Origin of the sequence: Streptomyces sp. NPDC048484 (assembly GCF_040651415.1) — a bacterium.
GTDB lineage: Bacteria > Actinomycetota > Actinomycetes > Streptomycetales > Streptomycetaceae > Streptomyces.
In genome coordinates this window covers 34518-56595 of sequence record NZ_JBEZJY010000032.1, presented here as the reverse complement: position 1 = coordinate 56595, position 22078 = coordinate 34518, and the positions used below count along the sequence as shown (strand labels likewise).

Here is a 22078-nt window from a genome sequence, read left to right as displayed (position 1 = left end):
GGAGAACGCACCAAAACCGCACCGCTGAGAGGTTGGAGCATGCCGGACGACGCCCGCGACGCCGCGGAGGAGGAGTCGGCCTTCTCACATCCGCCCGTCGACCCCGACGCCACCGCCGCGTACGGCGACCACCCCGACCAGGTCGTCGACTTCTACGCGCCGCGCGGCGGCGAGGAGTCGGCCCCGCTCGTCGTCGTCCTGCACGGCGGTGCCTGGCGGGCCCTGTACGACCGACGGCACATCACCCCGTTCGCTGACTTCCTCGCCCGGCGGGGCTTCGCCGTGGCCAACGTCGAGTACCGGCGCGGCGGCACGATCCCGGCGCAGGGCGGAACGGGTCCCGTCGCGGGGCGCTGGCCCGACACCTTCGACGATGTCGCGGCCGCGCTCGACGCGATGCCCGGGCTCGTGCGGGAGGCGTTGCCGGGGGCGGACGCGCGCCGCACTGTGGTCACCGGCCACTCGGCGGGCGGCCAGCTCGCCCTCTGGGCCGCCGCCCGTCATCTGCTGCCGGCCGACGCGCCCTGGCACCTGAACCGGCCCGTCCCGCTGCGCGGTGTCGTGGCGCTCGCCCCGATCGCCGACTTCACAGTCGCGGAGAAGCTGGACGTCTGCTCCGGAGCCGCACTCCAACTCCTGGGAGGCGAGGCGAAGTTCAAGGAACGGCTGCCGTACGCCGACCCGGCCCTGCTCCTCCCGACGGGGATCGCCACGACGCTGGTGCAGGGCAGGACCGACGTCGTCGTGCCGCAGGAGGTCGCCGAGGCGTACGCGGACGCGGCGGCGAAGGCCGGCGAGGTGGTGGGGCTGACGCTCCTGGAGGGCGTGGGGCACTTCCCGCTGATCGACCCGGCGGCGGACGCGTGCGCGGTGGTGGCGGAGGAGATCGCACAACTGGCCTGGTAGGGCGGAGGCGGAGCCCGCCGAGGGGCGGGCCGCCGCTGACCCCTCCCGGTGATACCCGTAATACCTGAGAGCCACTTCGCAGGTGAGTTCCCTGGGGGGACGCCGACCACGAGCCCGGATTCGTAACTTCCTTTCCAGAGACGCCCGGTGGTCGGGCGCCCTGGACGGGGGCGGGGACGAGTCATGGGGATGTGGGGGAGGGCGGAGCAGCCTCCGGCGAGGGCGACCGCGTCGGCCTGGGTACCAGGACACGCGTCAGGACAGGCACCAGGGCAGGCACCAGAGCAGGCGGCGGGGCCGCCACCAACACCGCCACCGATGCCGATGCCGAGTCGGGCGCGGCGGTCGGCCGGGTGGGGCAGGCTGCGGCGCGGACTGCTCGCCGCGCTGGTCGCGGGCGCCGTGGTCGTTCCGGTCTCCGCCGCGGCAGCGCACCCGGAGATACCGGCTCCCGCCCCGGCCCGCGTCGGCACGGTCACCGCGACCACCCTGGACAGGGCGTACGCGGCGAACCGGGCGAACGCCGCCGAGGCCTCCCTCATGGCCGCGGACCACGGCGACCACGACCGTGCGTCCGCCGTCCGCGCCATGGCGGACCCGTCCCGTCACTACCTCTCCTTCGACGCCCGCGGTTCCGGCCGTGCCGTCGAGATCCTCGGCGACCTGGCGGAGGCCGACCGGGTCGCGGTCCTGGTGCCGGGCTCCGACACGAGCCTGGACACCTACGAGCGCTTCCGCGAGGGCGCCCTCGCCCTGCACCAACGGCTCGGGACGCGGGCCGCGGTGGTCGCCTGGCTCGGCTACGAGACGCCCGGGACGATCAGCCCCGAGGTTCTCACCATGGGCCGGGCCGAGGAGGCTGCTCCCGAACTGCGCTCGTTCATAGCCGAGTTGAGAGCGCTGAACGCCCACGCCCGGATCTCCCTGCTCTGCCACTCGTACGGGACGGCCGTGGGCGCCCGCGCGGCCAACGGCCTCGACATCGCCGACCTCGTGTTCTTCGGCAGCCCTGGCACCGGCGTGGAGTCCGCCGCCGACCTTCGTACGAAGGCCCGCGTCTGGGCCGGCCGCGGTGCGGACGACTGGATCGCGAACGTCCCGCACGCCGAGACCGACCTCTTCGGCCTCTTCGGCACGTCGGTCGGTTTCGGCACCGATCCGGTGTCCCCGGCCTTCGGCGCCCAGGTGTTCGCGGCGGGCGACGGCGGCCACAGCGACTACTTCAGCCCGGGCTCGGAGTCCTTGGACAACCTCGCCCGAATCGTGCTCGGCCGGACGTCGGAGGTGACCCGTGCGTGAGGTCATACGCCGTCTCGGCGCAGGCGCTGTCACTGCTGCTGTCACTACTACTGTCCCTGCTGCTCTCGCCGGTGCTGTCGCCAGGGCTGCTGCCGGCGCCGGTGCCGGTGCCTTCGCCGGCGCCGAGCGGATCGACGCGGCGACGCCCGCCGACCGGGACCGCAGCGTCGACGCCCTGCGCGCCTTCGCCATACTCGGCGTCGTGCTGGGCCACTGGCTCGTCACCGCCCTGGTCGCCGACGGCGGCACCCTGCACACGTCGAGCCCGCTGGCGCACATGCCGTGGCTGGCGCCCATCTCGTGGGTCTTCCAGACGCTGGCCGTGTTCTTCCTGGTGGGCGGGCACGTGGCGACCAAGAGCTACGCATCGGCGCGGGCGCGCGGCACGACGTACGGACGGTGGCTGGGTACGCGGCTCTCCCGCCTCTTCAAGCCGGTGGCCGCCGTGCTCGGACTGTGGACCGTGGCCACGGCCGGACTGCTCGTGACGGGCGCGGACATGGGCACCGTTCATGCCCTGCTGAAGCTGGTCATGTCACCGCTGTGGTTCCTGCTGGTCTTCGCCGGGCTGACGGTGCTGACCCCGCTGGTGACCCGGGTCAATCCGCTGTGGCCGCTGGCCGTCGTCCTCCATGTGGATCTGATCCGGTTCGGACTCGGCGGCCCGTCCTGGCTGGGCTGGGTGAACGTGGCGGCGGGCTGGCTGGTGCCGTTCACCCTGGGCGCGGCCTGGACCCGGGGCGAGCTGACCCGGCGTTCCGGCTGGGTGCTCCTGACGGTAGGTGCGGTGGTGACGGCGGCGCTGGTCGCGTGGGGCGGCTATCCGGCGTCGATGGTGGGGGTCCCGGGCGCCGGCGTCTCCAACCTCAACCCGCCGACCCTGGCCGCCGTGGTCTTCGGCACGGCCCAGTGCGGTCTCGCCCTGCTCCTGCGGGGGCCGCTGCGGCGGGCGATGCGACGGCCGGTGCTCTGGGCGGGCGTGGCGCTCGTCAACCTCTCCGCGATGACGATCTTCCTGTGGCACCAGACGGCGCTGATGGCGGTCACCGCGACGACCCGCCTCGCGGGCAGGCTCCCCGGCCTGCACACGGCCCCCGACGGCCTCACGTGGGTGGCCTGCCGAGTGGCCTGGCTACCGGTCCTCGCCGTGGCGCTCATGGTCTGCTGGGCTGCGTTCCACCGCTACGAGAAAGACGGTCGCAAGAAATACGGTCGCAAGAAGGGCGCTCGCGAGAGGGACGCTCGCGAGACGGGCAGTCACCACAGCGGCGGTCATCACAGGGCCGGTCATCACAGGGCCGGTCGCCCGCGCGCCGAGGAGATCTCCCGGGTGGTGCGGGCCGGGCGGGGACGACCGGAAAGGGAGAGGGACGAGATGGTGCGCCATGTCTAGGGTGGTGCGGATGAGCGCGGTCGAGAAGAGGCTGACTCGTGGACTGAGGGTGCTGCGCGACGGCCTGTGGACCGGCAGGGCGGACCCGCTTCCGCCCTCGGTGTGGCTGCGCTGGCTGCCGCACGGGCTGGTGGTCCTGGTCGCGATCGTCATCACGCCCGTCAACGCCGACCTGATGACCGACAGTTACCGCCAAGGCGTGGGCTACAGCCTGCTGTGCTCGTTGGCACAGGGCGCGGCGCTGGCGGTGGCGGTGTGGCGGCCGGTTCCGGCGCTGTGGCTCTCGCTGACGGCCACCGTTGTGGTCGCCATGGGAGCACGGTCCCAACTGATCGCCGAACAAGCCGATCCGAACGTCCCCTGGCCGTGGGGGCCGGCCGCGATCGTCGCGCACGCGCTGGTGCTGTTCCTGCTGGCCCTGCGGGTTCCCACGAGCGTCGCCGCCCAGGCTCTGGCCCTGACAGCGCTGGCCACGTACATCATGCAGGGGCTCATAGGCGCTTCGGACTACTCGTCGACCGGTGTCTTCGCGGTGGCGCTCTTCGCCGGTGCCGTCCTCCTCGGTATCGCCGTGCGCGGCCGCAGGGAGGCGCGCACCCAACTCGTCGAGCAGGAGTCCCTGACGGCCGAGGAGCGCTCCCGTCGCACCCTCCTGGAGGAGCGCAATCGCATCGCGCGCGAGCTGCATGACGTGGTCGCCCACCACATGTCGGTCATCTCCATCCAGGCTCAGGTCGCCCCGCACCTGGTGGAGAACCCCTCCGACGAGCTGAAGGAGAACCTCGACGGCATCCGGCAGAACGCCCTGGAGGCACTCACCGAACTGCGCAGAGTCCTCGGAGTGCTGCGTTCGGAGAACCCCGAGGACCCGTACGGGCCGTACGGGCTCGGCGCCCCCGGCACCGGCGCGGCCCCCCACGCCCCACAGCCCACCCTCGACCGCCTCGGCGTCCTGGTCGAGAACACCCGTGCCGCCGGGCTGACGGTGACCACGGAGATCAGCGGCGAACGGCTTCCGCTGCCTCCCGGCGTGGAGCTGTCCGCGTACCGGATCGTCCAGGAGGCGCTGAGCAACGCGTTGCGGCACGCGCCCGGTTCCGTGGTGCGGGTGGAGCTCACGCACTTCCCGCGCGGCCTGCAGATCCGGGTCATCAACTCCGCGCCGACAGGCCCCGCCCCGCCCACTCCGGGCGCGGGCCACGGTCTGCTCGGGATGCGGGAACGGGCGATGATGCTCGGTGGCACGCTCATGGCCACGGAGACCTCCTGCGGCGGCTTCACGGTGGCGGCGTTCCTCCCTCGCGCCGGCACCGCCGCTGCCGACGGCCTCCCTCCCGACGACTCCCCAGGTCCCACGAACCCCACCGGAGACACCTCATGACGGCTGGCAGCATCCGCGTACTCATCGCCGACGACCAGCAGATGGTCCGGCAGGGCTTCACGGTGCTGCTCAACACCCAGCCCGACATCGAGGTGGTCGGCCAGGCGGTCGACGGCCTGGACGCGATCGCGAAGGTTGCCGAACTCGCCCCGGACGTCGTCCTGATGGACATCCGCATGCCCGAGCTGGGCGGCATCGAGGCCACCGGCCGCATCACCGCGGAGACCCCGCAGATCAGAGTCCTGGTGCTGACCACCTTCGACCTCGACGAGTACGTGTACGACGCGCTGCGCGCGGGTGCCTCCGGGTTCCTGCTCAAGGACGCGTCGGCCGACCAGCTGGCGGAGGCGGTCAGGATCGTGGCCGCGGGGGACGCGCTGCTCGCGCCGGGGATCACCCGTCGTCTCATCGCCGAGTTCTCCCGGCTGGGCTCCGCACGCCGTGCCCCGCTCAAGCAGCGCGTCGGCGAGCTGACCGAGCGCGAGACGGAGGTCCTCGCTCTGATCGCGCAGGGCCTGTCGAACGCGGAGATCGCCGAGCGGCTGTTCGTCGCCGAGCAGACCGTGAAGACCCATGTGGGCCGCATCCTCGTGAAGTTGGGTCTGCGGGACCGCACCCAGGCGGCGGTGTTCGCGTACGAATGCGGGTTGGTGCGTCCCAGTGGCTACTGACGCGACTCCTTCATCGCCTGCTTCGCCTGCTTCGCCTGCTTCGCCTGCTTCGCGCCCAGCGGTCACTCGCGGTGTGGCCGCCGGGCATACCCGTAGTACCTGAGAGGGAGGCCGAAGTACCTGAGAGGGAGGCCGAACGACCCTTCTCACTGGTGACGACTGCTACCCCGGCCTCCGCCTACCGTTCCGTATGTGACCGAGACGACCCAGACACAGACGATGCCACCGAGGGGCGGGGTCCAGCCGCGCAGCCCGGAATTCCGGCTGGCCCTGGACGCCCTGCGCGGCTTGCGGCAGGACCTGATCCACGACGCCTTCGCCTACCGCCCGCTGCCCCGTATACGCGTGGACGGCCCTCTGACACGGCTGCTGCCCCCGCGCCTGCGGGAGCACGCGGGTTGGACGCCGCATGCCCTGGTGGCGGCGGCCGGACTACTGGCGATGGCCATCACCGCCGACGCGAACGACGACAATGGCGGTTTCGGCGCACTGGTGAGCGCGGCCCTCGTGCTCTGCCCGATCCTGCTGACGCTGGTTCGGCCCGTCGGCGCCTTCTGGCTGTCTCTCGCGGCGACCCCGTTCGCGGCGGTGCTCTCCTCCTACTGGAGCGACTGGCCGTGGTTCACCGGCTACTGGAGCGACTGGCCGTGGCCCACCGGGAACTTCGCCTGCCATCTGGTGGTGCTCACGATCGTGGCACTGCGGACGAGGCCGCGCGTGGCCGCGTGGATGTGGGCGCTGACCGCGGCGTACGGGATAGTCATCGAGGGCATCCTGGGCGAGCGGCACTACGTGTCGAACACCGGACTGTTCCTGGTCGTCTCCGCGCTGGCGCTGCTGGCCGTCACCGTGTTCCAGGTGCGCAGCACGGCCAAGCAGGAGGTGACCGCCCAGCAGACGGTGACGGCGCACGAGCGTTCCAAGCGCACCCTGCTCGAAGAGCGCACGACGATCGCCCGAGAGCTGCACGACGTGGTCGCCCACCACATGTCGGTGGTCGCCATCCAGGCGGAGGCCGCCCCCTACCGCGTGGAGAACCCACCGCCGGAGCTGGCGTACGCGTTCAAGGTGATCAGGGAGAACGCGGTCATCGCGCTCTCCGAGCTGCGCCGGGTCCTCGGTGTCGTATGGGCCGAGGACTACGAGGCCCCGGACGCCCCGCAGCCCAAGCTCGCGGACCTGGACCGCCTTTTGGAGAACGTGCGCGACGCGGGCCTCCAGGTGGACAGGACGGTCACGGGCGCTGTGCGGGAGCTTCCGCAGGGCGTCGAGCTGTCCGCCTACCGAATAGTCCAGGAGGCGCTGAGCAACAGCCTGCGCCACGCGCCGGGCGCCGCGGCCAAGGTGGAGGTCGGCTATGTGCTGGGCGGGCTCGGGCTGCGGATCGTGAACGGCCCGGCGACCGGACTGGTCAAACCGTCACCGGGTGCCGGGCACGGCATCACGGGTATGCGGGAGAGGGTGTCGATGCTGGACGGGGCGATGACGGCGGAGGCGACGGACGACGGGGGCTATGAGGTCGAGGTCTTCCTGCCGGTCACGGCGGCCGCGTCGACAAAGGACCCGACATGACCATTCGGGTACTGATCGCCGACGACCAGATGATGATCCGCGAGGGATTCTCGGTGCTGCTCGGCGCGATGCCGGACATCGAGGTCGTCGGCGAGGCGGTCAACGGCCGCGAGGCCGTCGACCGGGTCCGGGAGCTCGGTCCGGACGTCGTCCTGATGGACATCCGGATGCCCGAGATGAACGGCATCGAGGCGACCCGTGAGATCGTGGCGTCGGGCGGCGCGGCGAAGGTGCTCGTGCTGACGACGTTCGACCTCGACGAGTACGTCTACCAGGCGTTGCGCGCCGGAGCGTCGGGCTTCCTCCTCAAAGACGCCTCGGCCCGGCAGCTCGCGGACGGAGTGCGGGTGGTGGCGGACGGCGAGGCCCTGCTGGCCCCTTCGGTGACGAGACGGCTGATCACGGAGTTCTCGAGGCTGTCCCAGGAGCCGAGCCTGTCGCCCACCGCACAAGCGGCGTACGGAGAACTGACCGAGCGGGAGACCGAGGTGCTGGTCCTCATCGCCCAGGGTTTGTCCAACGCCGAGATAGCAGCCCGCCTGGTCGTGGCCGAGTCCACCATCAAGACCCACGTAAGCCGCACCCTGGTGAAACTGGGCCTCCGAGACCGCACCCAAGCCGCAGTCTTCGCCTACGAGGCCCGCCTGGTAATCCCAGGCTGACCCCCCAGCCGAGACCCGCCCCCCTTAAGTCCAGGGGCACCCCCGGTTCTTCCAGGGGCGCGGGGAACTGCGCGACCAGCCCAACGGCCCCGCAGACGAAAGCGGCGCTCCCCGACCTTCCCTCGGGCCCCGCCCCCCTTGGAGTCCTGGGGCACCCTCGGTTCTCCTAGGGGCGCGGGGAACTGCGCGACCAGCCCCAGCGCACCCGCAGACGAAAACGGCGCCCCCGCCCCTCCCCAGGGCCCCGCCCCCCCAGGAGGAGCCCTGGCCAAAGAGGAACGGCCCTGTTCAGACAGGGACACCACCGGCTAGCGTCCGGCCATGGCAGCCATCAAGCCCCCGCAGGCCTTCGACCCCTGGGACCAGGCCTTCGTGGCCGACCCCTACCCCGCGTACACCGAGCTGCGTGCCCGGGGCCGGGTGCACCACTACGAACCCACCAGCCAGTGGCTGGTCCCGCACCACGCGGACGTGTCGGCCCTGCTGAGGGACCGACGCCTGGGCCGGACGTACCAGCACCGCTTCACGCACGAGGACTTCGGCCGCACCGCACCCCCGGCCGAGCACGAGCCGTTCCACGTGCTGAACGACCACGGCATGCTCGACCTGGAACCGCCGGACCACACACGGATCAGGCGACTGGTGTCGAAGGCGTTCACACCGAGGACGGTTGAGCGGCTGCGGCCGTACGTGGACCGGCTGGCGTCCGAGCTGGTCGGCGAACTGGTCGCGGAAGGCGGCGGCGACCTGCTGACGGTCGTCGCCGAGCCCCTCCCGGTGGCGGTCATCGCGGAGATGCTGGGGATCCCGGAGTCCGAGCGGGCGCAGTTGCGGCCCTGGTCGGCGGACATCTGCGGGATGTACGAGCTGAGTCCGTCTCAGGAGACGGCGGCGAAGGCGGTACGGGCGTCGGTCGAGTTCACCGAGTTCCTGCGGGAGTTGATCGCCGTACGGCGCAAGGAGCCCGCGGACGACCTGATCTCGGGGCTGATCGCGGCGCACGACGAGGGGGACCGGCTCAGTGAGCAGGAGATGATCTCGACGTGTGTCCTGCTGCTGAACGCGGGCCACGAGGCGACGGTGAACGCCACGGTGAACGGGTGGTGGGCGTTGTTCCGTAACCCCGGCCAGCTGGCGGCGCTGCGAGCGGACCGGGGTCTCGTGGGGACGGCGGTGGAGGAGCTGATGCGGTACGACACCCCGCTGCAACTGTTCGAGCGGTGGGTGCTGGACGAGATCGAGATCGACGGGACGGTGATTCCGCGGGGGAGCGAGGTGGCGTTGCTCTTCGGGTCCGCCAACCATGATCCGGCGGTTTTCGACCGGCCGGGAGAGCTGGACCTCTCCCGGGCCGAGAATCCGCACATCTCCTTCAGCGCGGGTATCCACTACTGCATCGGGGCGCCGCTTGCCCGTATCGAACTCGCGGCGTCCATGGGGGCGTTGTTGGAACAGGCTCCTTCGCTCCGGCTCCTGGCCGAGCCCCGGCGGAAGCCGAACTTCGTGATCCGGGGGTTGGAGGGCCTGCTGGTCGAGATGTGACGGTGCGACGGCCGGCCCGGGGGCTGTGACGCGTCCCTGCCCCCGGAAGGCCGCCCTCACCCCGTCGTCCCTAACCCCCACCGTCCTCACCCTGTCGTGAGATCCCGGCGCCGGAAGGCAGCCAGGCCCGTAGCGACCAGAGCCGTCGCGATCGCTGTGAGCGCCAGTACCGGTGTCCACGTCATCTCGCCGCCCGGGAGTTTCGGCAGGTGGCCGAAGGGCGAGAGGTCCAGCACCGAGTCGGGGAGTTTCAGAGCCGGGCCGATCCAGCCGAGGAGCAGCGCGGTGCCGGCCACCGCCCACGCGGCCGGAGCCGCCTGCGGAGACACCCCGTACAGGAGGACGGCCAGGGCGCCGATGGTCCAGATCGCGGGGAGTTGCACCAGGCAGGCGCCCAGGACGGGGCCGAAGGACTGGCCGTAGCCGGCCGCCAGGCCGAGGCCGCCGAGGAGCATGATCAGTACCGCCCCGCCGAAGGCGATCAGCAGATGGCCGCAGGCCCAGCGCAGGCGCCCCACCGCGCCCGCGAGGACCGGTTCCGCGCGCTGGGAGGTCTCCTCACCGTGCAGTCGCAGCACGGACTGCACGACGTACAGCGCGGCGACCATCCCGAGCATGCCGACCATCGTGGCGAGGAACGCGTCGGTGATGCCGGACTGGCCGCCCATGCGCTCGATGATCTCGCGGGTCCGTTCGTTGTCGCCGACCAGATCCGTCGCGCCCTTCGTCACCCCGCCGAAGGCTGCCCCGGCGGCGAAGAAGCCGAGACTCCAGCCGAGTACACTGCCACGTTGCAGCCGCCAGGCAAGCGCGCCTGCCGTCCCGAGGCGGCCGGCAGCGGGTCCGGGCCGGCTCGGCAGGAAACTCATCCCGACATCGCGGCGCCCGGCCAGTTCGTACGCGGCCGCGCCCTGGAGGGCGACGGCGGCGGCGAACAGCGCCAGGACCCACCACCGTTCGTCCGCGAACGCCCGCAGGTTCTCCAGCCAGCCGACGGGCGACAGCCACGTCAGCACGGCCGAGCCGTCGCTCACCGAGGAGTCGCCGGCGGCCCGCAGCGCGAAGGCCGCGCCCAGCAGGCCCCCCGTCAGCCCCTTCGCGAGCCGCGCGCTCTCCGTGAGCTGGGCGACGATCGCAGCCGTCGTCGCGAAGACCATGCCGACCCCGGCCGTGCCGAGCCCCAGCGCCAGAGCGCCCGACGGACCCTGCCCGGCGAGACCGACGGTGATGAGCAGCGCGAGCGCCCCGTTCGCGACGAGGGCGGCGAGAAGCGCCGCGGTCAGCGGGGCCCGGCGGCCCACCATGCCCGCCGAGAGCATCTCCTGACGGCCGCTCTCCTCCTCGTCCCGGGTGTGCCGTACGACGACGACCAGGCTCATGATCCCGGCGAACACCCCCGCGTACGCACCGATGCGCCATGCCACGAGACCGCCGAGCGAGTCGCCGAACACCGGCCCGTACATGGCGCGCAGAGAGCTGTTGGTCAGCATCTGCCGGGCGACGTCGGCGCGTTCGGAGGCGGTGGAGTACACGCTCTCCAGCGAGCCCGGCATGGAGACGACCATCAGGGCGACGACGCCGACCCAGAGCGGGATCACCACCCGGTCGCGGCGCAGCGCGAGCCGCAACAGAGCCCAGGTGCCCGCCAGCTGACGCGAACCCCGGCGCCCTACGGCGGGCCGGGCGACCGGAGTCACGGCGGTCATCGCGACACCGCCTCCGTCCGCCCGTCCGTCCGCGGGCCCGCCCGCCCGTCCTCCTGATAGTGCCGCAGGAACAGTTCTTCCAGGGTCGGCGGCGTCGAGGTCAGGGACCGTACGCCCGATTCGGTCAGCGACCGCAGCACGGCGTTCAACTGGTCGCTCTCCACCTGCAGTTTCACCCGGACGCCCTGGACGTCCAGGCTGTGGACACCGGGCAGCGCCGCCAGCCCGTCGGGCGTGTTGACGAGTTCGGCGGTGACGCTGGTGCGCGTGAGGTGGCGCAGGTCGGAGAGCGAGCCGGTCTCGACCGTGACGCCCTTGCGGATGATGCTGACGCGGTCGCACAGCTCCTCGACCTCGCTGAGGATGTGGGAGGACAGCAGGATCGTGCGGCCCCGGTCGCGTTCCTCCTCGACGCATCGCTGGAAGACCTCCTCCATCAGGGGATCCAGGCCCGACGTGGGTTCGTCCAGGATCAGCAGGTCCACGTCCGAGGCGAAGGCGGCGACGAGGGCGACCTTCTGCCGGTTGCCCTTGGAGTACGTCCGCCCCTTCTTCGTCGGGTCCAGCTCGAACCGTTCGATCAGGTCGGCCCGGCGCTTCTTGTCCAGGCCCTCCCGCCCGCCCCCGCGCAGGCGTCCGTACAGGTCGATGACCTCGCCGCCCGACAGGTTCCGCCACAGCGTCACGTCACCGGGGACGTACGCGACCCGGCGGTGGAGTTCCACCGCGTCGGCCCAGGGGTCCCGGCCCAGTAGCTGCACGGTGCCCGAGTCGGCGCGCAGCAGACCCAGCAGCACTCGGATGGTGGTGGACTTCCCCGCGCCGTTCGGGCCGAGGAAGCCGTGGACCTCGCCGGCCTCGACGTCGAGGCCGAGACCGGCGAGAGCGTGCGTGCTGCCGAACGACTTGTGCAGTCCGGACACGGTGATTGCCTGCGTCATGATTCAGAACGTACGCTGCTTTCACAAAGTTGTGAAGTTAAGGAAGCGTATGAATAACGAGTAGGATCCAGGAATGACGGAACCGACTGAGGCGGAACGGGGCACGAGGGCGGCGCGCGACACCGAGGCGGTCTCGAAGTTCGTCGAGAGCTTCGCCGCGCAGCTGGTCGAGGCCGGGATGCAGCGGATGCCGGCCCGGGTGTTCGGGGCACTGCTCTCCTCCGACTCCGGCACGATGACCTCGGTCGAACTCGGCGAACAGCTGCGGATCAGTCCGGCCGCCGTCTCCGGAGCGGTGCGCTATCTCGCGCAGCAGCACATGGTCTCCCGCGAGCGCGAACCCGGCTCCCGGCGCGAGCGTTACCGCGTGCACAGCAACCAGTGGTACGAGGCGCTGACCAGCCGCGAGGCGGTGCTCAAGCGCTGGGAGCACGCCCTGCGCGAGGGTGTCGACAGCCTCGGCGGCGACACCCCGGCGGGACGGCGCCTCGCCGAAACCCTCGCGTTCTTCGAGTTCATCGACGGCGAGATCGCCGCGATGATGGATCGCTGGCGCGTCCACCGGGACAAGACGTTCGGCCAGGGCTGAGAGCCTGTGTCATATTCCCGGCCGGGGCTGACGTGCAGCACCCGGCCGGAGGTCCACCGCGAACTCTCTTGCGGCTACCTCTCCTTCGTCTCCTCCAGAACCGTCCTGCCCAGCAGCGCGTACCCCTCGGGCCGCCGCCTCTTCAGGTACTGGGCATAGGCCACCCCGCCGACCCCGATCAGCACGACGATCCACGGTGTGGCCTTCAGGACGATCGAGCCGGACTCGGGGCCGGCCGCGACGCCCATGTTGGACACCAGCAGGACCACCACCGCGAGCATCGCGAGGCCGCCGACGAGCGGGGCGGTGAAGGTCCTGAACCAGTGGCGGGACTCGGGGTGGTTCTTGCGGAAATAGGCCAGCACCGTGAAGGAGCACACCGCCTGCACCACCAGGATGGCCATCGTGCCGAGGATGGCGAGCAGGACGTACGTACCGGTGTACGGGTCCTTGCCGGCCGCCCAGAACGCGCCGAGCAGCACCGCGCTGACGACCGTCTGGACGAGGCCCGCGACGTGCGGGGAGCCGTGCTCGGGGTGGGTGCGCCCGATGGTGCGCCGCAGTGACGGCACCACCCCCTCGCGGCCGAGGGCGTAGAGGTAGCGGGCGGCGCAGTTGTGGAAGGCCATGCCGCAGGCCAGCGAGCCGGTGATCATCAGCCACTGCATGACGAGGACGGCCCAGTGGCCGACGTACTGCTCGGTGGGGTTGAAGAACAGGGCGAGCGGGTTCGAGGACGATGCCGCCTCGACGGCCGCCGTCTCGCCGTTGCCCGTGATGGCCATCCAGGACACGAAGACGTAGAAGACGCCGACGCCGAGCACCGAGATCATCGTGGCCTTGGGGATGATCTTCTTCGGGTCGCGGGACTCCTCGCCGTACATGGCCGTCGACTCGAAGCCGACCCACGACCAGAAGGCGAAGAAGAGCCCGAGGCCGGCCGAGGTCCCCTGGAAGGCGTTGACCGGGTTGACCGGGCCGAACGTGAAGCCGTTCGGGCCGCCGCCGTGCAGGGCGACGGAGATCGCCATCGCCGCGAGGATCGTGACCTCGGTGGCCAGCAGCACCACGAGGAGCTTCTCGGCGACCGACACCCCGAACCACGTGCCCATGGCGTTGATCGCGAGCATCAGGATCGCGAACGCCCACCATGGGACGTCCACCCCCGTCTGGTCGTGGAGGGTCGTCGTGGCGAAGGTCGAGAAGATGCCGATCAGGGCCGGCTCGAAGACCACGTACGCGAAGGTCGCGAGGAGCCCGGAGGCCAGACCGACGGTCCGGCCGAGGCCGAACGAGATGAAGCCGTAGAAGGCGCCCGTGGACGTGATGTGCTTCGCCATCGAGGTGAAGCCGACCGCAAAGATCGCCAGGACGACCATTGCGACGAGATAGCTCGCGGGGGCTCCGATGCCGTTTCCGGAGGAGACCATGAAGGGCACGTTGCCCGTCATCGCGGTGATCGGCGCGGCTGTGGCGACGGCCATGAAGACCACGCCCAGCAGACCGATCGCGTTCGGCTTGAGCCGGTGGACGGTGGTGTCCTCGCCGGTCGCCGCCTCGGGGGCTGCGCCCTCCTGTACTGCCATCGGGTGGCCCCTCTCCATGGTCGTCCGCGGTCGCCCGCTTGTCTCCGGTCGACCGGAATGCTGCACGGAAAATGCGTCATGTCGCCGGTCCGGGCGTTAAATGTTTGTCAACCAGACCTTTAGAACGCCTGTGGATCGCCCCGGCAGCGAACGTCTGCGTTAACTCTCCGCCCGGCCATGGACCCCGTACGCCCGCGCTTCGTACCGTCCCCGGTATGAGCACGTACACCTCCACCCTCGGCGGCCGCACCCACCGATTCGACGGCCTCGCCCGGCTGCTCGCCGCCGCGAGCCCCGAACGCTCCGGCGACCGCCTCGCCGGGCTCGCCGCCGAGTCGGCGCAGGCGCGGGTCGCGGCACGCTGGGCGCTGGCGGACGTGCCGCTCGCGAGGTTCCTCGCCGAGCCGGTGGTCCCGTACGAGGACGACGACGTCACCCGGCTCATCGTGGACACCCATGACGCGGTGGCCTTCGCACCGGTCGCCGGTCTCACGGTCGGCGAGTTCCGGGAGTGGCTGCTCTCGGACGCGGCGGACGCGACGGCCCTGGCCGCGCTGGCTCCCGGGCTGACCCCCGAGATGACGGCGGCCGTCTCCAAGCTCATGGGCAACGCCGACCTGGTCGCCGTCGCCCGCAAGGTCCGTGTCGTCACGGCCTTCCGCTCCACGATCGGCCTGCCCGGCCGGCTCGCGACCCGCCTCCAGCCCAACCACCCCACCGACGACCCGGCGGGCGTCGCCGCGGCACTGCTCGACGGACTCCTCCTCGGCTCCGGCGACGCGGTCATCGGCATCAACCCGGCGACGGACAGCCCCAGGGCCGTACGGGACCTGCTGGAACTCCTTGACGGCGTGATCCAGCGGTACGCGATCCCCACCCAGTCCTGTGTGCTCAGCCACGTCACGACGAGCATCGACCTGATGGCCGCCGGGGCGCCGGTCGACCTCGTCTTCCAGTCCATCGCCGGTACGCAGGCCGCGAACGCCTCCTTCGGCGTCACCCTCGGCCTCCTCGACGAGGCGTACGAGGCGGCGCGCGCCCTGGGCCGGGGCACGGTCGGGTCCAACGCCCTGTACTTCGAGACCGGCCAGGGCAGCGCGCTCTCCGCCGACGCGCACCACGGGGTGGACCAGCAGACGGTCGAGGCGCGCGCGTACGCGGTGGCCCGCCGCTACGAGCCGCTGCTGGTCAACACGGTGGTGGGCTTCATCGGCCCGGAGTACCTGTACGACGGCCGCCAGATCCTCCGCGCCGCCCTCGAGGACCACTTCTGCGGCAAACTGCTCGGCCTGCCCATGGGCCTGGACATCTGCTACACGAACCACGCCGACGCGGACGACGACGACATCGCCACCATGCTGACCATGCTGGGCGTGGCTGGGGCGTCCTTCGTCATCTGCACGCCCGGCGGCGACGACATCATGCTCAACTACCAATCCGCCTCCTTCCACGACGTGTTGTACCTGCGTGAGGTGCTGGGGCTGCGCCCGGCACCGGAGTTCGAGGCCTGGCTCGACGGGATCGGCCTGCTGGACGAACGCGGCGGAATACGGTCCGTCGCCGGCACCGCCCACCCCCTGATGGCCATCGGCAAGGAGCTGACAGCATGACGAACCGTCAACTGGCGACACTGGTACGGACATTGATGGCATCGACGGCCCCCGAACCGTCGGATGCCGCGCTGTGGGCGGGGTTGCGGCGGCACACACAGGCGCGGATCGGGCTGGGCCGGGCCGGGTCCGCCCTGCCTACGCGCCACCGCCTCGAACTCCAGGCCGCGCACGCCGCGGCACGGGACGCGGTGCACTCGCCGTTCGACCCGGACGTGGTGGCGTCCGCGCTGCCGGGTGTGCCGACGGTACGGGTCCGGAGTGCGGCTCCCGACCGGCTGACGTACCTCCAGCGACCCGACCTGGGCCGCAGGCTCGACGACATCGACCGGGCGCACTTGCCGCGTGATGCCTGCGACACCTGGGATGTCGTCTTCGTGGTCGCGGACGGGCTGTCGAGCCGGGCCGTCCACGATCACGCGGCGCCGCTGATCCGCGCGACGACGGCACGGCTTTCTGCCGGGTGGCGGGTCGCGCCGGTCGTCCTCGCCGAGCAGGCCCGGGTGGCGCTCGGTGACGACGTCGCCCATGCGCTGGGTGCCGCCATGGCCGTCGTCCTCGTCGGCGAACGGCCCGGTATGTCGGCGGCCGACTCCCTGGGCGCGTACCTCACGTACGCCCCGAAGCCCGGCACGACGACGGACGCCGACCGCAACTGCCTCTCCAACATCCGGCCTCCGCTGGGCCTGTCCTACGAGACGGCCGCCGGAAAACTGACATCCCTGATGACCCGAGCGCGGGAGCTGGGCCGCACAGGGGTGTCCTTGAAGGACGACTCGGACGCCGGGGCAGTGCGGTTGCCGGCGGCGGGATAACGGGTTCTCTTCGGGCGGAAAACACCTCCCGGCCCCCGTCATCCTGGCACCCCCCCGTCATCCCGGCAGCGTCAGCCCCCAGGCCCCCTCCCGCACCACCCACGTCCGAGTCCGCACGGGGCCCCCGACCACCGCGTCCGCGCGATACCGGAAGTCCGCTCCGGACACGGTGATCGTCCGGGCCACAGCCTCCAGCGGAGCGGCCTCCGCACCGACGGAAACGGGCCGGACCCTGACCCGCGCACCGCCCCCGGCGCCTGCAGGAGTGATCGACACGGCAGTCAGGGGCTGGTCCAGATCGACGAGGGTCCTGCCGTCGACCTCGATCCGCAGCCGGGTGGGCCCGGGTGAAGGAGACGCCGTGGCCCGGCCGCCGGGCCGCGCCGCGAGCGTACGGACGAGGGACTGGCAGGTGCGCAGCCAGTGATGGTGGTGAGGCGAGCCGCCCTCCTCCGAGAAACCGGCCCCTCCGGCCCGGCCACTCCGTCCAGCCCCGCCACTCCGTCTGGACCCGCCACCCGCACCGGAACCACCGGAACCACCGGAACCATCGAGCGCACCAGAACCGTCGAACTTACCAGAACCACCGGCACCCCCGCCCAACGGCGGAATCCGCAGCGACCCCAGCACCACCCCGTCACTGTCGTCCACCAGCAGATCGAGCCGCCGCTCGGACCCGTCGAGCACGGCCCGTGCCGCCGCGACGGCCCCCATGGGCACCCCGAGGGCTCGCGAGAGCGACAGAGACTCGCCGCCCACTCCCACCGGCACCATGGACACCGCACATCCGGCCAACTCGCGCCGCCGGTGCAAAAGGGACACAGCGCGCAGTAGCGCCCGGTCGTCCCCGATCACGACGGGTCTCCGCGAGCCTCTCCGAGCCAGTGCCCGATCGAATTCCTCGGGCCCGTCCGGGAGGCATACTTTTGTCGTCGCACCCGCGCTGAGCACGTCTTTTGCGATCCGTACCGCCTCACCGTCACCGTGACGGGCGACCGGGTCGATGACCACCAGGAGCTGGTCGGAAGTCGCCACCTCGGTCTTGCCTCGCTTCCTCGGGTAGCATCTTTGTGCAAGAGCCCCTTGCGCTATTGCGCCAGGGGCTTCGTCTATTCCGGGGCATCCGGTCCGACGGTCGCGGCCAAAGGTGGTCGCCGGCGTACGCAGCCGTTACCAGAAACAGCCGTGTACGTCCCCGACCTTGGACATGCCCCGCCCGGAAGGGGTGTACGCGCGTGCCCGCACTTGTGCTGCTCGGTGCTCAGTGGGGTGACGAAGGCAAGGGAAAGGCCACCGACCTGCTCGGTGGATCCGTGGACTATGTGGTGCGCTACCAGGGCGGCAACAACGCCGGCCATACGGTAGTCGTGGGCGATCAGAAGTACGCCCTCCACCTCCTCCCTTCCGGAATCCTCTCGCCGGGGTGCACCCCGGTCATCGGTAACGGGGTCGTGGTCGACCCGTCGGTCCTGTTCTCCGAGCTGAACGGACTGAACGAGCGAGGCATCGACACCTCCAAGCTCCTCATCAGCGGAAACGCGCACATCATCACGCCGTACAACGTGACGGTGGACAAGGTGACGGAACGCTTCCTCGGCAAGCGGAAGATCGGCACGACCGGGCGGGGCATCGGCCCCACCTACGCCGACAAGATCAACCGTGTCGGTATCCGCGTCCAGGACCTCTACGACGAGTCGATCCTGACGCAGAAGGTCGAGGCGGCCCTCGACGGCAAGAACCAGCTCCTCACCAAGGTCTTCAACCGCCGCGCCATCGAGACCGACCAGGTCGTCGAGGAGCTGCTGACCTACGCGGAGAAGCTGCGCCCGTACGTCGCCGACACCGTCCTGTTGCTCAACAAGGCGCTCGACGACGACAAGGTGGTCCTCTTCGAGGGGGGTCAGGGCACGCTGCTTGACATCGATCACGGCACCTACCCCTTCGTGACGTCGTCGAACCCCACCGCGGGCGGCGCCTGCACGGGCTCGGGCGTCGGCCCGACGAAGATCAGCAGGGTCATCGGCATCCTGAAGGCGTACACGACGCGGGTCGGCGCGGGTCCGTTCCCCACGGAGCTGTTCGACGAGGACGGCGAGGCGCTGCGCCGGATCGGCCACGAGCGCGGTGTCACCACCGGCCGTGACCGCCGCTGCGGATGGTTCGACGCGGTCATCGCCCGCTACGCGACGCGCGTCAACGGCCTGACCGACTTCTTCCTCACCAAGCTCGACGTCCTCACCGGCTGGGACGAGATCCCGGTCTGCGTGGCGTACGAGATCGACGGCAAGCGCGTCGAGGAACTGCCGTACTCGCAGACCGACTTCCACCACGCGAAGCCGATCTACGAGACCCTGCCCGGCTGGTCGGAGGACATCACGAAGGCCAAGACCTTCGAGGACCTCCCCAAGAACGCGCAGGCGTACGTGAAGGCGCTGGAGGACATGTCCGGCGCTCCGATCTCCGCCATCGGCGTGGGCCCGGGCCGCAACGAGACGATCGAGATCAACTCGTTCATCTGACCGTCCCTCTGACCGCTCGCCCGTTCCTCCGACCGCTCCGCACGCACTCCGGCGGCCGACTCGCTCCAGAGCCGGCCGCCGGATGCGTACCGGGCCGCACATCCGACCCGCGGACCAGGCCGTGTGACTAGTGTGTCCGCCATGAAGGAGCCAGGATGCTGCTGAGATTCCGGGTGGCGAACGTCCGGTCGCTGCGAGACGAGCAGGAACTGTCGTTCGTCGCGCCGAGGGGGTAGTCCATGCCCATCCGTAAGCCACCCACCGCTCGCCAGCGGCGGCTTGGAGCTGAGCTTCGGCGGATGCGCGAGCAGGTCGGGCTCTCCCTCACAGAGGCTGCCGCGCTGCATCGGGTGGACAAGACCGCGATCAGTAACACCGAGTCTGCCCGGTTCGGGGTGAGTGTCGACCGGATACGGGTGTGGGCGACCAACTACTCGTGCCCGGACCAGGCCTACGTGGATGCGCTCGCGAACATGGCCAAGGAGCGGGCTGGTTCCAACTGGTGGCACGAGTATCGGGACTCCATGGCCTCGTTCATGCTGGACCTGGTCGAGCTGGAGCATCACGCTGTCAGCCTGCGGCATGTGCAGATCACGCATCTTCCCGGGCTGTTGCAGTACGAGGACTACGCAAGAGCCGTCTTCGGTGAGGCTGTCCCGCCGCTGGCATCGCAGGTGCTCGACCTTCAGGTCGAGTTCCGTTTGCGGCGCCGGGCGTTGCTCGACCGACCAGAGCCGCCGGACTGCTCGTTCCTTCTCCATGAAGCGGCACTGCGGATGCTGTTCGGTGACCGTGTTGTCGTGCGGCGGCAGTTGGAAGAATTGCTGAAGCAGTCCGAGCGGGAGTCGGTGACCCTGCGGGTGGTGCCCTTCTCCTCGGGAGGGTTTCCGAGCGCGGGCAGTTCCACGATGTACGCGAGCGGCGCCGTCCGTCAGCTCGACACCGTGCAGGTCGATGTCCCGAACGGGGTCACATTCCTGGACTCCGAGACCCACCTCACCAACTACCGCGCTGTACTTGACCGCATGGAGCAGCGGTCCCTGGACCCGGGGCACTCGCGTGACTTCATTCGCAAGGTGCTGCACGAGCTATGAGGGCGTGAGGGCGTGAGGACGTGAGGACGTTGGAGATTCAGTGGCATAAGTCGTCGTACTCCGAGCAGTCGGGCAACTGTCTCGAACTGGCGGTGGTCGATGGCCAGGTGTTGCTCAGGGAGAGCGACGACCCCGGCGTGGTCGTCAGTACGACACCCGCCAAGCTTGCGGCGTTCCTGGCCGGAGCCAGGGCCGGGGAGTTCGACGAACTCGTGTGAGGTCCGCTGCCGTTGGCATATGCCAATCCGCCCAGCTTTGGCATCAACGTTGATGCGCCAGCAGAGTTGCCGCTACCTTGATGCCGGACGGTAGCCGTTTGGTCACTGTCCGAACGTCAAGCGCCCCGGCGGTGTTAACGGCACCCCGGGGCATGGCCAACGCCCTGTAGGAGCGTCAGCGTGTCCAACCGTATCCGGCCAGGCCTCGCACGAACACTCGTGCACCTCGCCATTCTCGTCCTCGTGTGCCTCGTACGTGCACTCCTCCCCGTACCGGCGCCGGTGTCGGACGCGGTCCGGCGCCCCTCCGGTTACCGGGACATCGTCGCGGATGCCGAGATCCCCGTACTGCCGCCGTACTTCCTGCGGCGGCCCAGCAGAACGGGGCCCGCATTCCGGCGGCCGGCTCCCCGCGTCCGCCCCTACCTCGTCGCGCACGAGCAGCGTTCCCGCCGTGAGGCGCTGGTTCTCGCGCTCGACGGGGTCGACGTCGGGCCCCGGGTGATCCACGGGCACCGGATCGGCCAGCCGGTCATGGCGACCCCGATGGGGGTGGCGGTCTGATGAGTACGCCCCGGATGCAGGTCAGCCGCGTACCCAGCAAGCCCGTACGGCGGGACGAGGACGGCACGTTCAGCATCGATCTCTGGTTGCGCAGGGACGGCGGGTTCGAGTCGGACCTTGCGCTGCACCTCACCCCCGCCGAGGCGGAGGTCCTGCACGCTCAACTCTGTTACGCGCTTGACGACGAGACGGCCTACGTGATCACACCCACGTCGAAGCTGCCCGACTGCCGGAATCCGGCTGAGGGTAACCAGGAATTTACTGGCGGTAGGCCCCGGTAGGCCACGTGTGGGCGGCGCGATCGTGAACGTGTCGCCCACACGAGCTGCGATCGGCTCGTACCGGCAGGACGTATCAAGGAGAGGACCCGCAGGGCGGTTCCCTGAGCGGTGGCAGCGGATTCTTCGAGTATCAGATCGTGGTCCGCCACGAGCGTGTGTATGTCGTCCAGCTCACGCATCTTGAGTTCTGATCCCCAGCGCACCAGGGCGCATGCCTCGGGCGCCTGGAACCACACCACGGCCCGCACCCGCGACCAGACCGCGCGCTGCTGTTGTTGTGCCACCGCCCCACCGTCCCACCGTGCCGGAGCGGTGATCTTCAGGTGGCCCGGCGCAGGGGTCGGCACCAGACCTGTCAACTCCGACATAACGGGCATATGGTGAAGGTGCGCGCGTACGCGTGGATTCCCGAAATCAGAGAAGGTGAGTGCGATGCGTGTCTTGTTGAAAGCCACCCTGGACACGGACAAGGCGAACGAGGCGATCCGCAGCGGCAAGATGCCCGAGCTGATGAAGGAGACCCTGGATCACTTGAAGCCCGAGGCGGCGTACTTCGGCCCCATGGGTGGCCGGCGTACCGCCCTTCTGGTTATCGACATGAAGGACAGCTCGGAGCTGCCTCCCGCCGGTGAGCCGTTCTTCACCCAGTTCAACGCCGAGGTCGAGATCACCCCGGTCATGAACGGCGAGGATCTCCAGAAGGGGCTGTCACAGCTTCGCTGACAGAGC

At 70.3% G+C, this 22078-nt stretch carries 21 protein-coding genes; 17 read left to right on the top strand and 4 right to left on the bottom strand.

Features of this window, described 5'->3' with window-relative positions:
- Positions 1-39 precede the first annotated feature (39 nt).
- From AB0D14_RS29205 to AB0D14_RS29170, 8 genes are all read left to right on the top strand, one after another.
- Positions 40-906, top strand: a complete 867-nt coding sequence (locus AB0D14_RS29205) for an alpha/beta hydrolase (protein WP_362784871.1) — start codon at positions 40-42, stop codon at positions 904-906.
- A gap of 318 nt (positions 907-1224) precedes the next feature.
- Positions 1225-2205 carry an alpha/beta hydrolase gene (locus tag AB0D14_RS29200; protein WP_362784868.1) on the top strand — a complete coding sequence of 327 codons (981 nt, stop codon included), beginning with the start codon at positions 1225-1227 and terminating at the stop codon, positions 2203-2205.
- 130 nt (positions 2206-2335) lie between these two features.
- Positions 2336-3598: an acyltransferase gene (locus AB0D14_RS29195; RefSeq protein ID WP_362785048.1), complete on the top strand. Its 1263-nt coding sequence runs from the start codon at positions 2336-2338 to the stop codon at positions 3596-3598.
- Positions 3599-3608: 10 nt separating this feature from the next.
- A complete protein-coding gene (locus AB0D14_RS29190) occupies positions 3609-4979 on the top strand; it encodes a sensor histidine kinase (RefSeq protein WP_362784866.1) in 1371 nt (456 codons plus the stop codon).
- The gene (locus AB0D14_RS29185) at positions 4976-5650 is read left to right on the top strand and encodes a response regulator transcription factor (RefSeq protein WP_362784863.1); all 675 of its coding nucleotides are present in this window, start codon (positions 4976-4978) and stop codon (positions 5648-5650) included. The genes AB0D14_RS29190 and AB0D14_RS29185 overlap by 4 nt, the downstream gene beginning before the upstream one ends.
- Positions 5651-5842: 192 nt before the next feature.
- Positions 5843-7222 carry a histidine kinase gene (locus AB0D14_RS29180; protein ID WP_362784860.1) on the top strand — a complete coding sequence of 460 codons (1380 nt, stop codon included), beginning with the start codon at positions 5843-5845 and terminating at the stop codon, positions 7220-7222.
- Entirely contained in the window at positions 7219-7884 is a 666-nt protein-coding gene (locus AB0D14_RS29175; protein ID WP_362784858.1) for a response regulator transcription factor, read from the top strand. Before AB0D14_RS29180 ends, AB0D14_RS29175 begins: the two co-directional genes overlap by 4 nt.
- 321 nt (positions 7885-8205) lie before the next feature.
- The gene (locus AB0D14_RS29170) at positions 8206-9426 is read left to right on the top strand and encodes a cytochrome P450 (RefSeq protein WP_362784855.1); all 1221 of its coding nucleotides are present in this window, start codon (positions 8206-8208) and stop codon (positions 9424-9426) included.
- Positions 9427-9512: 86 nt separating this feature from the next.
- Here AB0D14_RS29170 and AB0D14_RS29165 read toward each other — a convergent pair whose 3' ends face one another.
- Together AB0D14_RS29165 and AB0D14_RS29160 are read right to left on the bottom strand one after the other, a co-directional pair.
- Positions 9513-11132 carry an ABC transporter permease gene (locus AB0D14_RS29165; protein ID WP_362784853.1) on the bottom strand — a complete coding sequence of 540 codons (1620 nt, stop codon included), beginning with the start codon at positions 11130-11132 and terminating at the stop codon, positions 9513-9515.
- On the bottom strand, positions 11129-12073 hold the full coding sequence (locus AB0D14_RS29160; protein WP_362784850.1) for an ABC transporter ATP-binding protein: 945 nt from the start codon (positions 12071-12073) through the stop codon (positions 11129-11131). The genes AB0D14_RS29165 and AB0D14_RS29160 overlap by 4 nt, the downstream gene beginning before the upstream one ends.
- Before the next feature lie 73 nt (positions 12074-12146).
- Between AB0D14_RS29160 and AB0D14_RS29155 the strand changes: the two genes are divergently transcribed.
- Complete coding sequence (locus tag AB0D14_RS29155; RefSeq protein WP_362784848.1) at positions 12147-12662, top strand: MarR family transcriptional regulator; 516 nt, start codon at positions 12147-12149, stop codon at positions 12660-12662.
- A gap of 74 nt (positions 12663-12736) precedes the next feature.
- On the opposite strand, the gene AB0D14_RS29150 is transcribed toward AB0D14_RS29155, so the two are convergent.
- Positions 12737-14248 (bottom strand): APC family permease, encoded by a 1512-nt coding sequence (locus AB0D14_RS29150; protein WP_362784845.1) that lies wholly within the window; start codon positions 14246-14248, stop codon positions 12737-12739.
- Positions 14249-14463: 215 nt separating this feature from the next.
- On the opposite strand from AB0D14_RS29150, the gene AB0D14_RS29145 reads away from it, so the two are divergent.
- A complete protein-coding gene (locus AB0D14_RS29145) occupies positions 14464-15858 on the top strand; it encodes an ethanolamine ammonia-lyase subunit EutB (RefSeq protein WP_362784843.1) in 1395 nt (464 codons plus the stop codon).
- Between the two features lie 35 nt (positions 15859-15893).
- Positions 15894-16673 carry an ethanolamine ammonia-lyase subunit EutC gene (eutC, locus tag AB0D14_RS29140; protein WP_362785045.1) on the top strand — a complete coding sequence of 260 codons (780 nt, stop codon included), beginning with the start codon at positions 15894-15896 and terminating at the stop codon, positions 16671-16673.
- 57 nt (positions 16674-16730) lie between these two features.
- Here the strand turns inward: eutC and AB0D14_RS29135 are convergent, their stop codons facing one another.
- Complete coding sequence (locus AB0D14_RS29135; RefSeq protein ID WP_362784840.1) at positions 16731-17708, bottom strand: diacylglycerol kinase; 978 nt, start codon at positions 17706-17708, stop codon at positions 16731-16733.
- A gap of 200 nt (positions 17709-17908) precedes the next feature.
- On the opposite strand from AB0D14_RS29135, the gene AB0D14_RS29130 reads away from it, so the two are divergent.
- The 6 genes from AB0D14_RS29130 to AB0D14_RS29105 all read left to right on the top strand — a co-directional run bounded on the left by AB0D14_RS29130 (position 17909) and on the right by AB0D14_RS29105 (position 22072).
- Positions 17909-19192: an adenylosuccinate synthase gene (locus tag AB0D14_RS29130; protein WP_362784838.1), complete on the top strand. Its 1284-nt coding sequence runs from the start codon at positions 17909-17911 to the stop codon at positions 19190-19192.
- Positions 19193-19431: 239 nt separating this feature from the next.
- Entirely contained in the window at positions 19432-20286 is an 855-nt protein-coding gene (locus AB0D14_RS29125) for a helix-turn-helix transcriptional regulator (RefSeq protein WP_362784835.1), read from the top strand.
- 20 nt (positions 20287-20306) lie between these two features.
- Positions 20307-20504 carry a DUF397 domain-containing protein gene (locus AB0D14_RS29120; RefSeq protein WP_362784832.1) on the top strand — a complete coding sequence of 66 codons (198 nt, stop codon included), beginning with the start codon at positions 20307-20309 and terminating at the stop codon, positions 20502-20504.
- A 180-nt stretch (positions 20505-20684) separates the two neighbouring features.
- Entirely contained in the window at positions 20685-21068 is a 384-nt protein-coding gene (locus AB0D14_RS29115; RefSeq protein ID WP_362784829.1) for a hypothetical protein, read from the top strand.
- Entirely contained in the window at positions 21068-21349 is a 282-nt protein-coding gene (locus AB0D14_RS29110; RefSeq protein WP_362784826.1) for a hypothetical protein, read from the top strand. The genes AB0D14_RS29115 and AB0D14_RS29110 overlap by 1 nt, the downstream gene beginning before the upstream one ends.
- Before the next feature lie 432 nt (positions 21350-21781).
- Positions 21782-22072, top strand: coding sequence for a hypothetical protein (locus tag AB0D14_RS29105; RefSeq protein ID WP_362784824.1), 291 nt, complete (start codon positions 21782-21784; stop codon positions 22070-22072).
- Positions 22073-22078: the final 6 nt, after the last annotated feature.

Coding starts and splice junctions, on each gene's coding strand:
- AB0D14_RS29175 (WP_362784858.1), top strand. CDS start 7,219: ATGACCATTCGGGTACTGATCGCCGACGACCAGATGATGATCCGCGAG.
- AB0D14_RS29125 (WP_362784835.1), top strand. CDS start 19,432: ATGCCCATCCGTAAGCCACCCACCGCTCGCCAGCGGCGGCTTGGAGCT.
- AB0D14_RS29155 (WP_362784848.1), top strand. CDS start 12,147: ATGACGGAACCGACTGAGGCGGAACGGGGCACGAGGGCGGCGCGCGAC.
- AB0D14_RS29105 (WP_362784824.1), top strand. CDS start 21,782: ATGCGTGTCTTGTTGAAAGCCACCCTGGACACGGACAAGGCGAACGAG.
- AB0D14_RS29205 (WP_362784871.1), top strand. CDS start 40: ATGCCGGACGACGCCCGCGACGCCGCGGAGGAGGAGTCGGCCTTCTCA.
- AB0D14_RS29150 (WP_362784845.1), bottom strand. CDS start 14,248: ATGGCAGTACAGGAGGGCGCAGCCCCCGAGGCGGCGACCGGCGAGGAC.
- AB0D14_RS29110 (WP_362784826.1), top strand. CDS start 21,068: ATGAGTACGCCCCGGATGCAGGTCAGCCGCGTACCCAGCAAGCCCGTA.
- AB0D14_RS29165 (WP_362784853.1), bottom strand. CDS start 11,132: ATGACCGCCGTGACTCCGGTCGCCCGGCCCGCCGTAGGGCGCCGGGGT.
- AB0D14_RS29145 (WP_362784843.1), top strand. CDS start 14,464: ATGAGCACGTACACCTCCACCCTCGGCGGCCGCACCCACCGATTCGAC.
- AB0D14_RS29200 (WP_362784868.1), top strand. CDS start 1,225: ATGCCGATGCCGAGTCGGGCGCGGCGGTCGGCCGGGTGGGGCAGGCTG.
- AB0D14_RS29170 (WP_362784855.1), top strand. CDS start 8,206: ATGGCAGCCATCAAGCCCCCGCAGGCCTTCGACCCCTGGGACCAGGCC.
- eutC (WP_362785045.1), top strand. CDS start 15,894: ATGGCATCGACGGCCCCCGAACCGTCGGATGCCGCGCTGTGGGCGGGG.
- AB0D14_RS29160 (WP_362784850.1), bottom strand. CDS start 12,073: ATGACGCAGGCAATCACCGTGTCCGGACTGCACAAGTCGTTCGGCAGC.
- AB0D14_RS29185 (WP_362784863.1), top strand. CDS start 4,976: ATGACGGCTGGCAGCATCCGCGTACTCATCGCCGACGACCAGCAGATG.
- AB0D14_RS29190 (WP_362784866.1), top strand. CDS start 3,609: ATGAGCGCGGTCGAGAAGAGGCTGACTCGTGGACTGAGGGTGCTGCGC.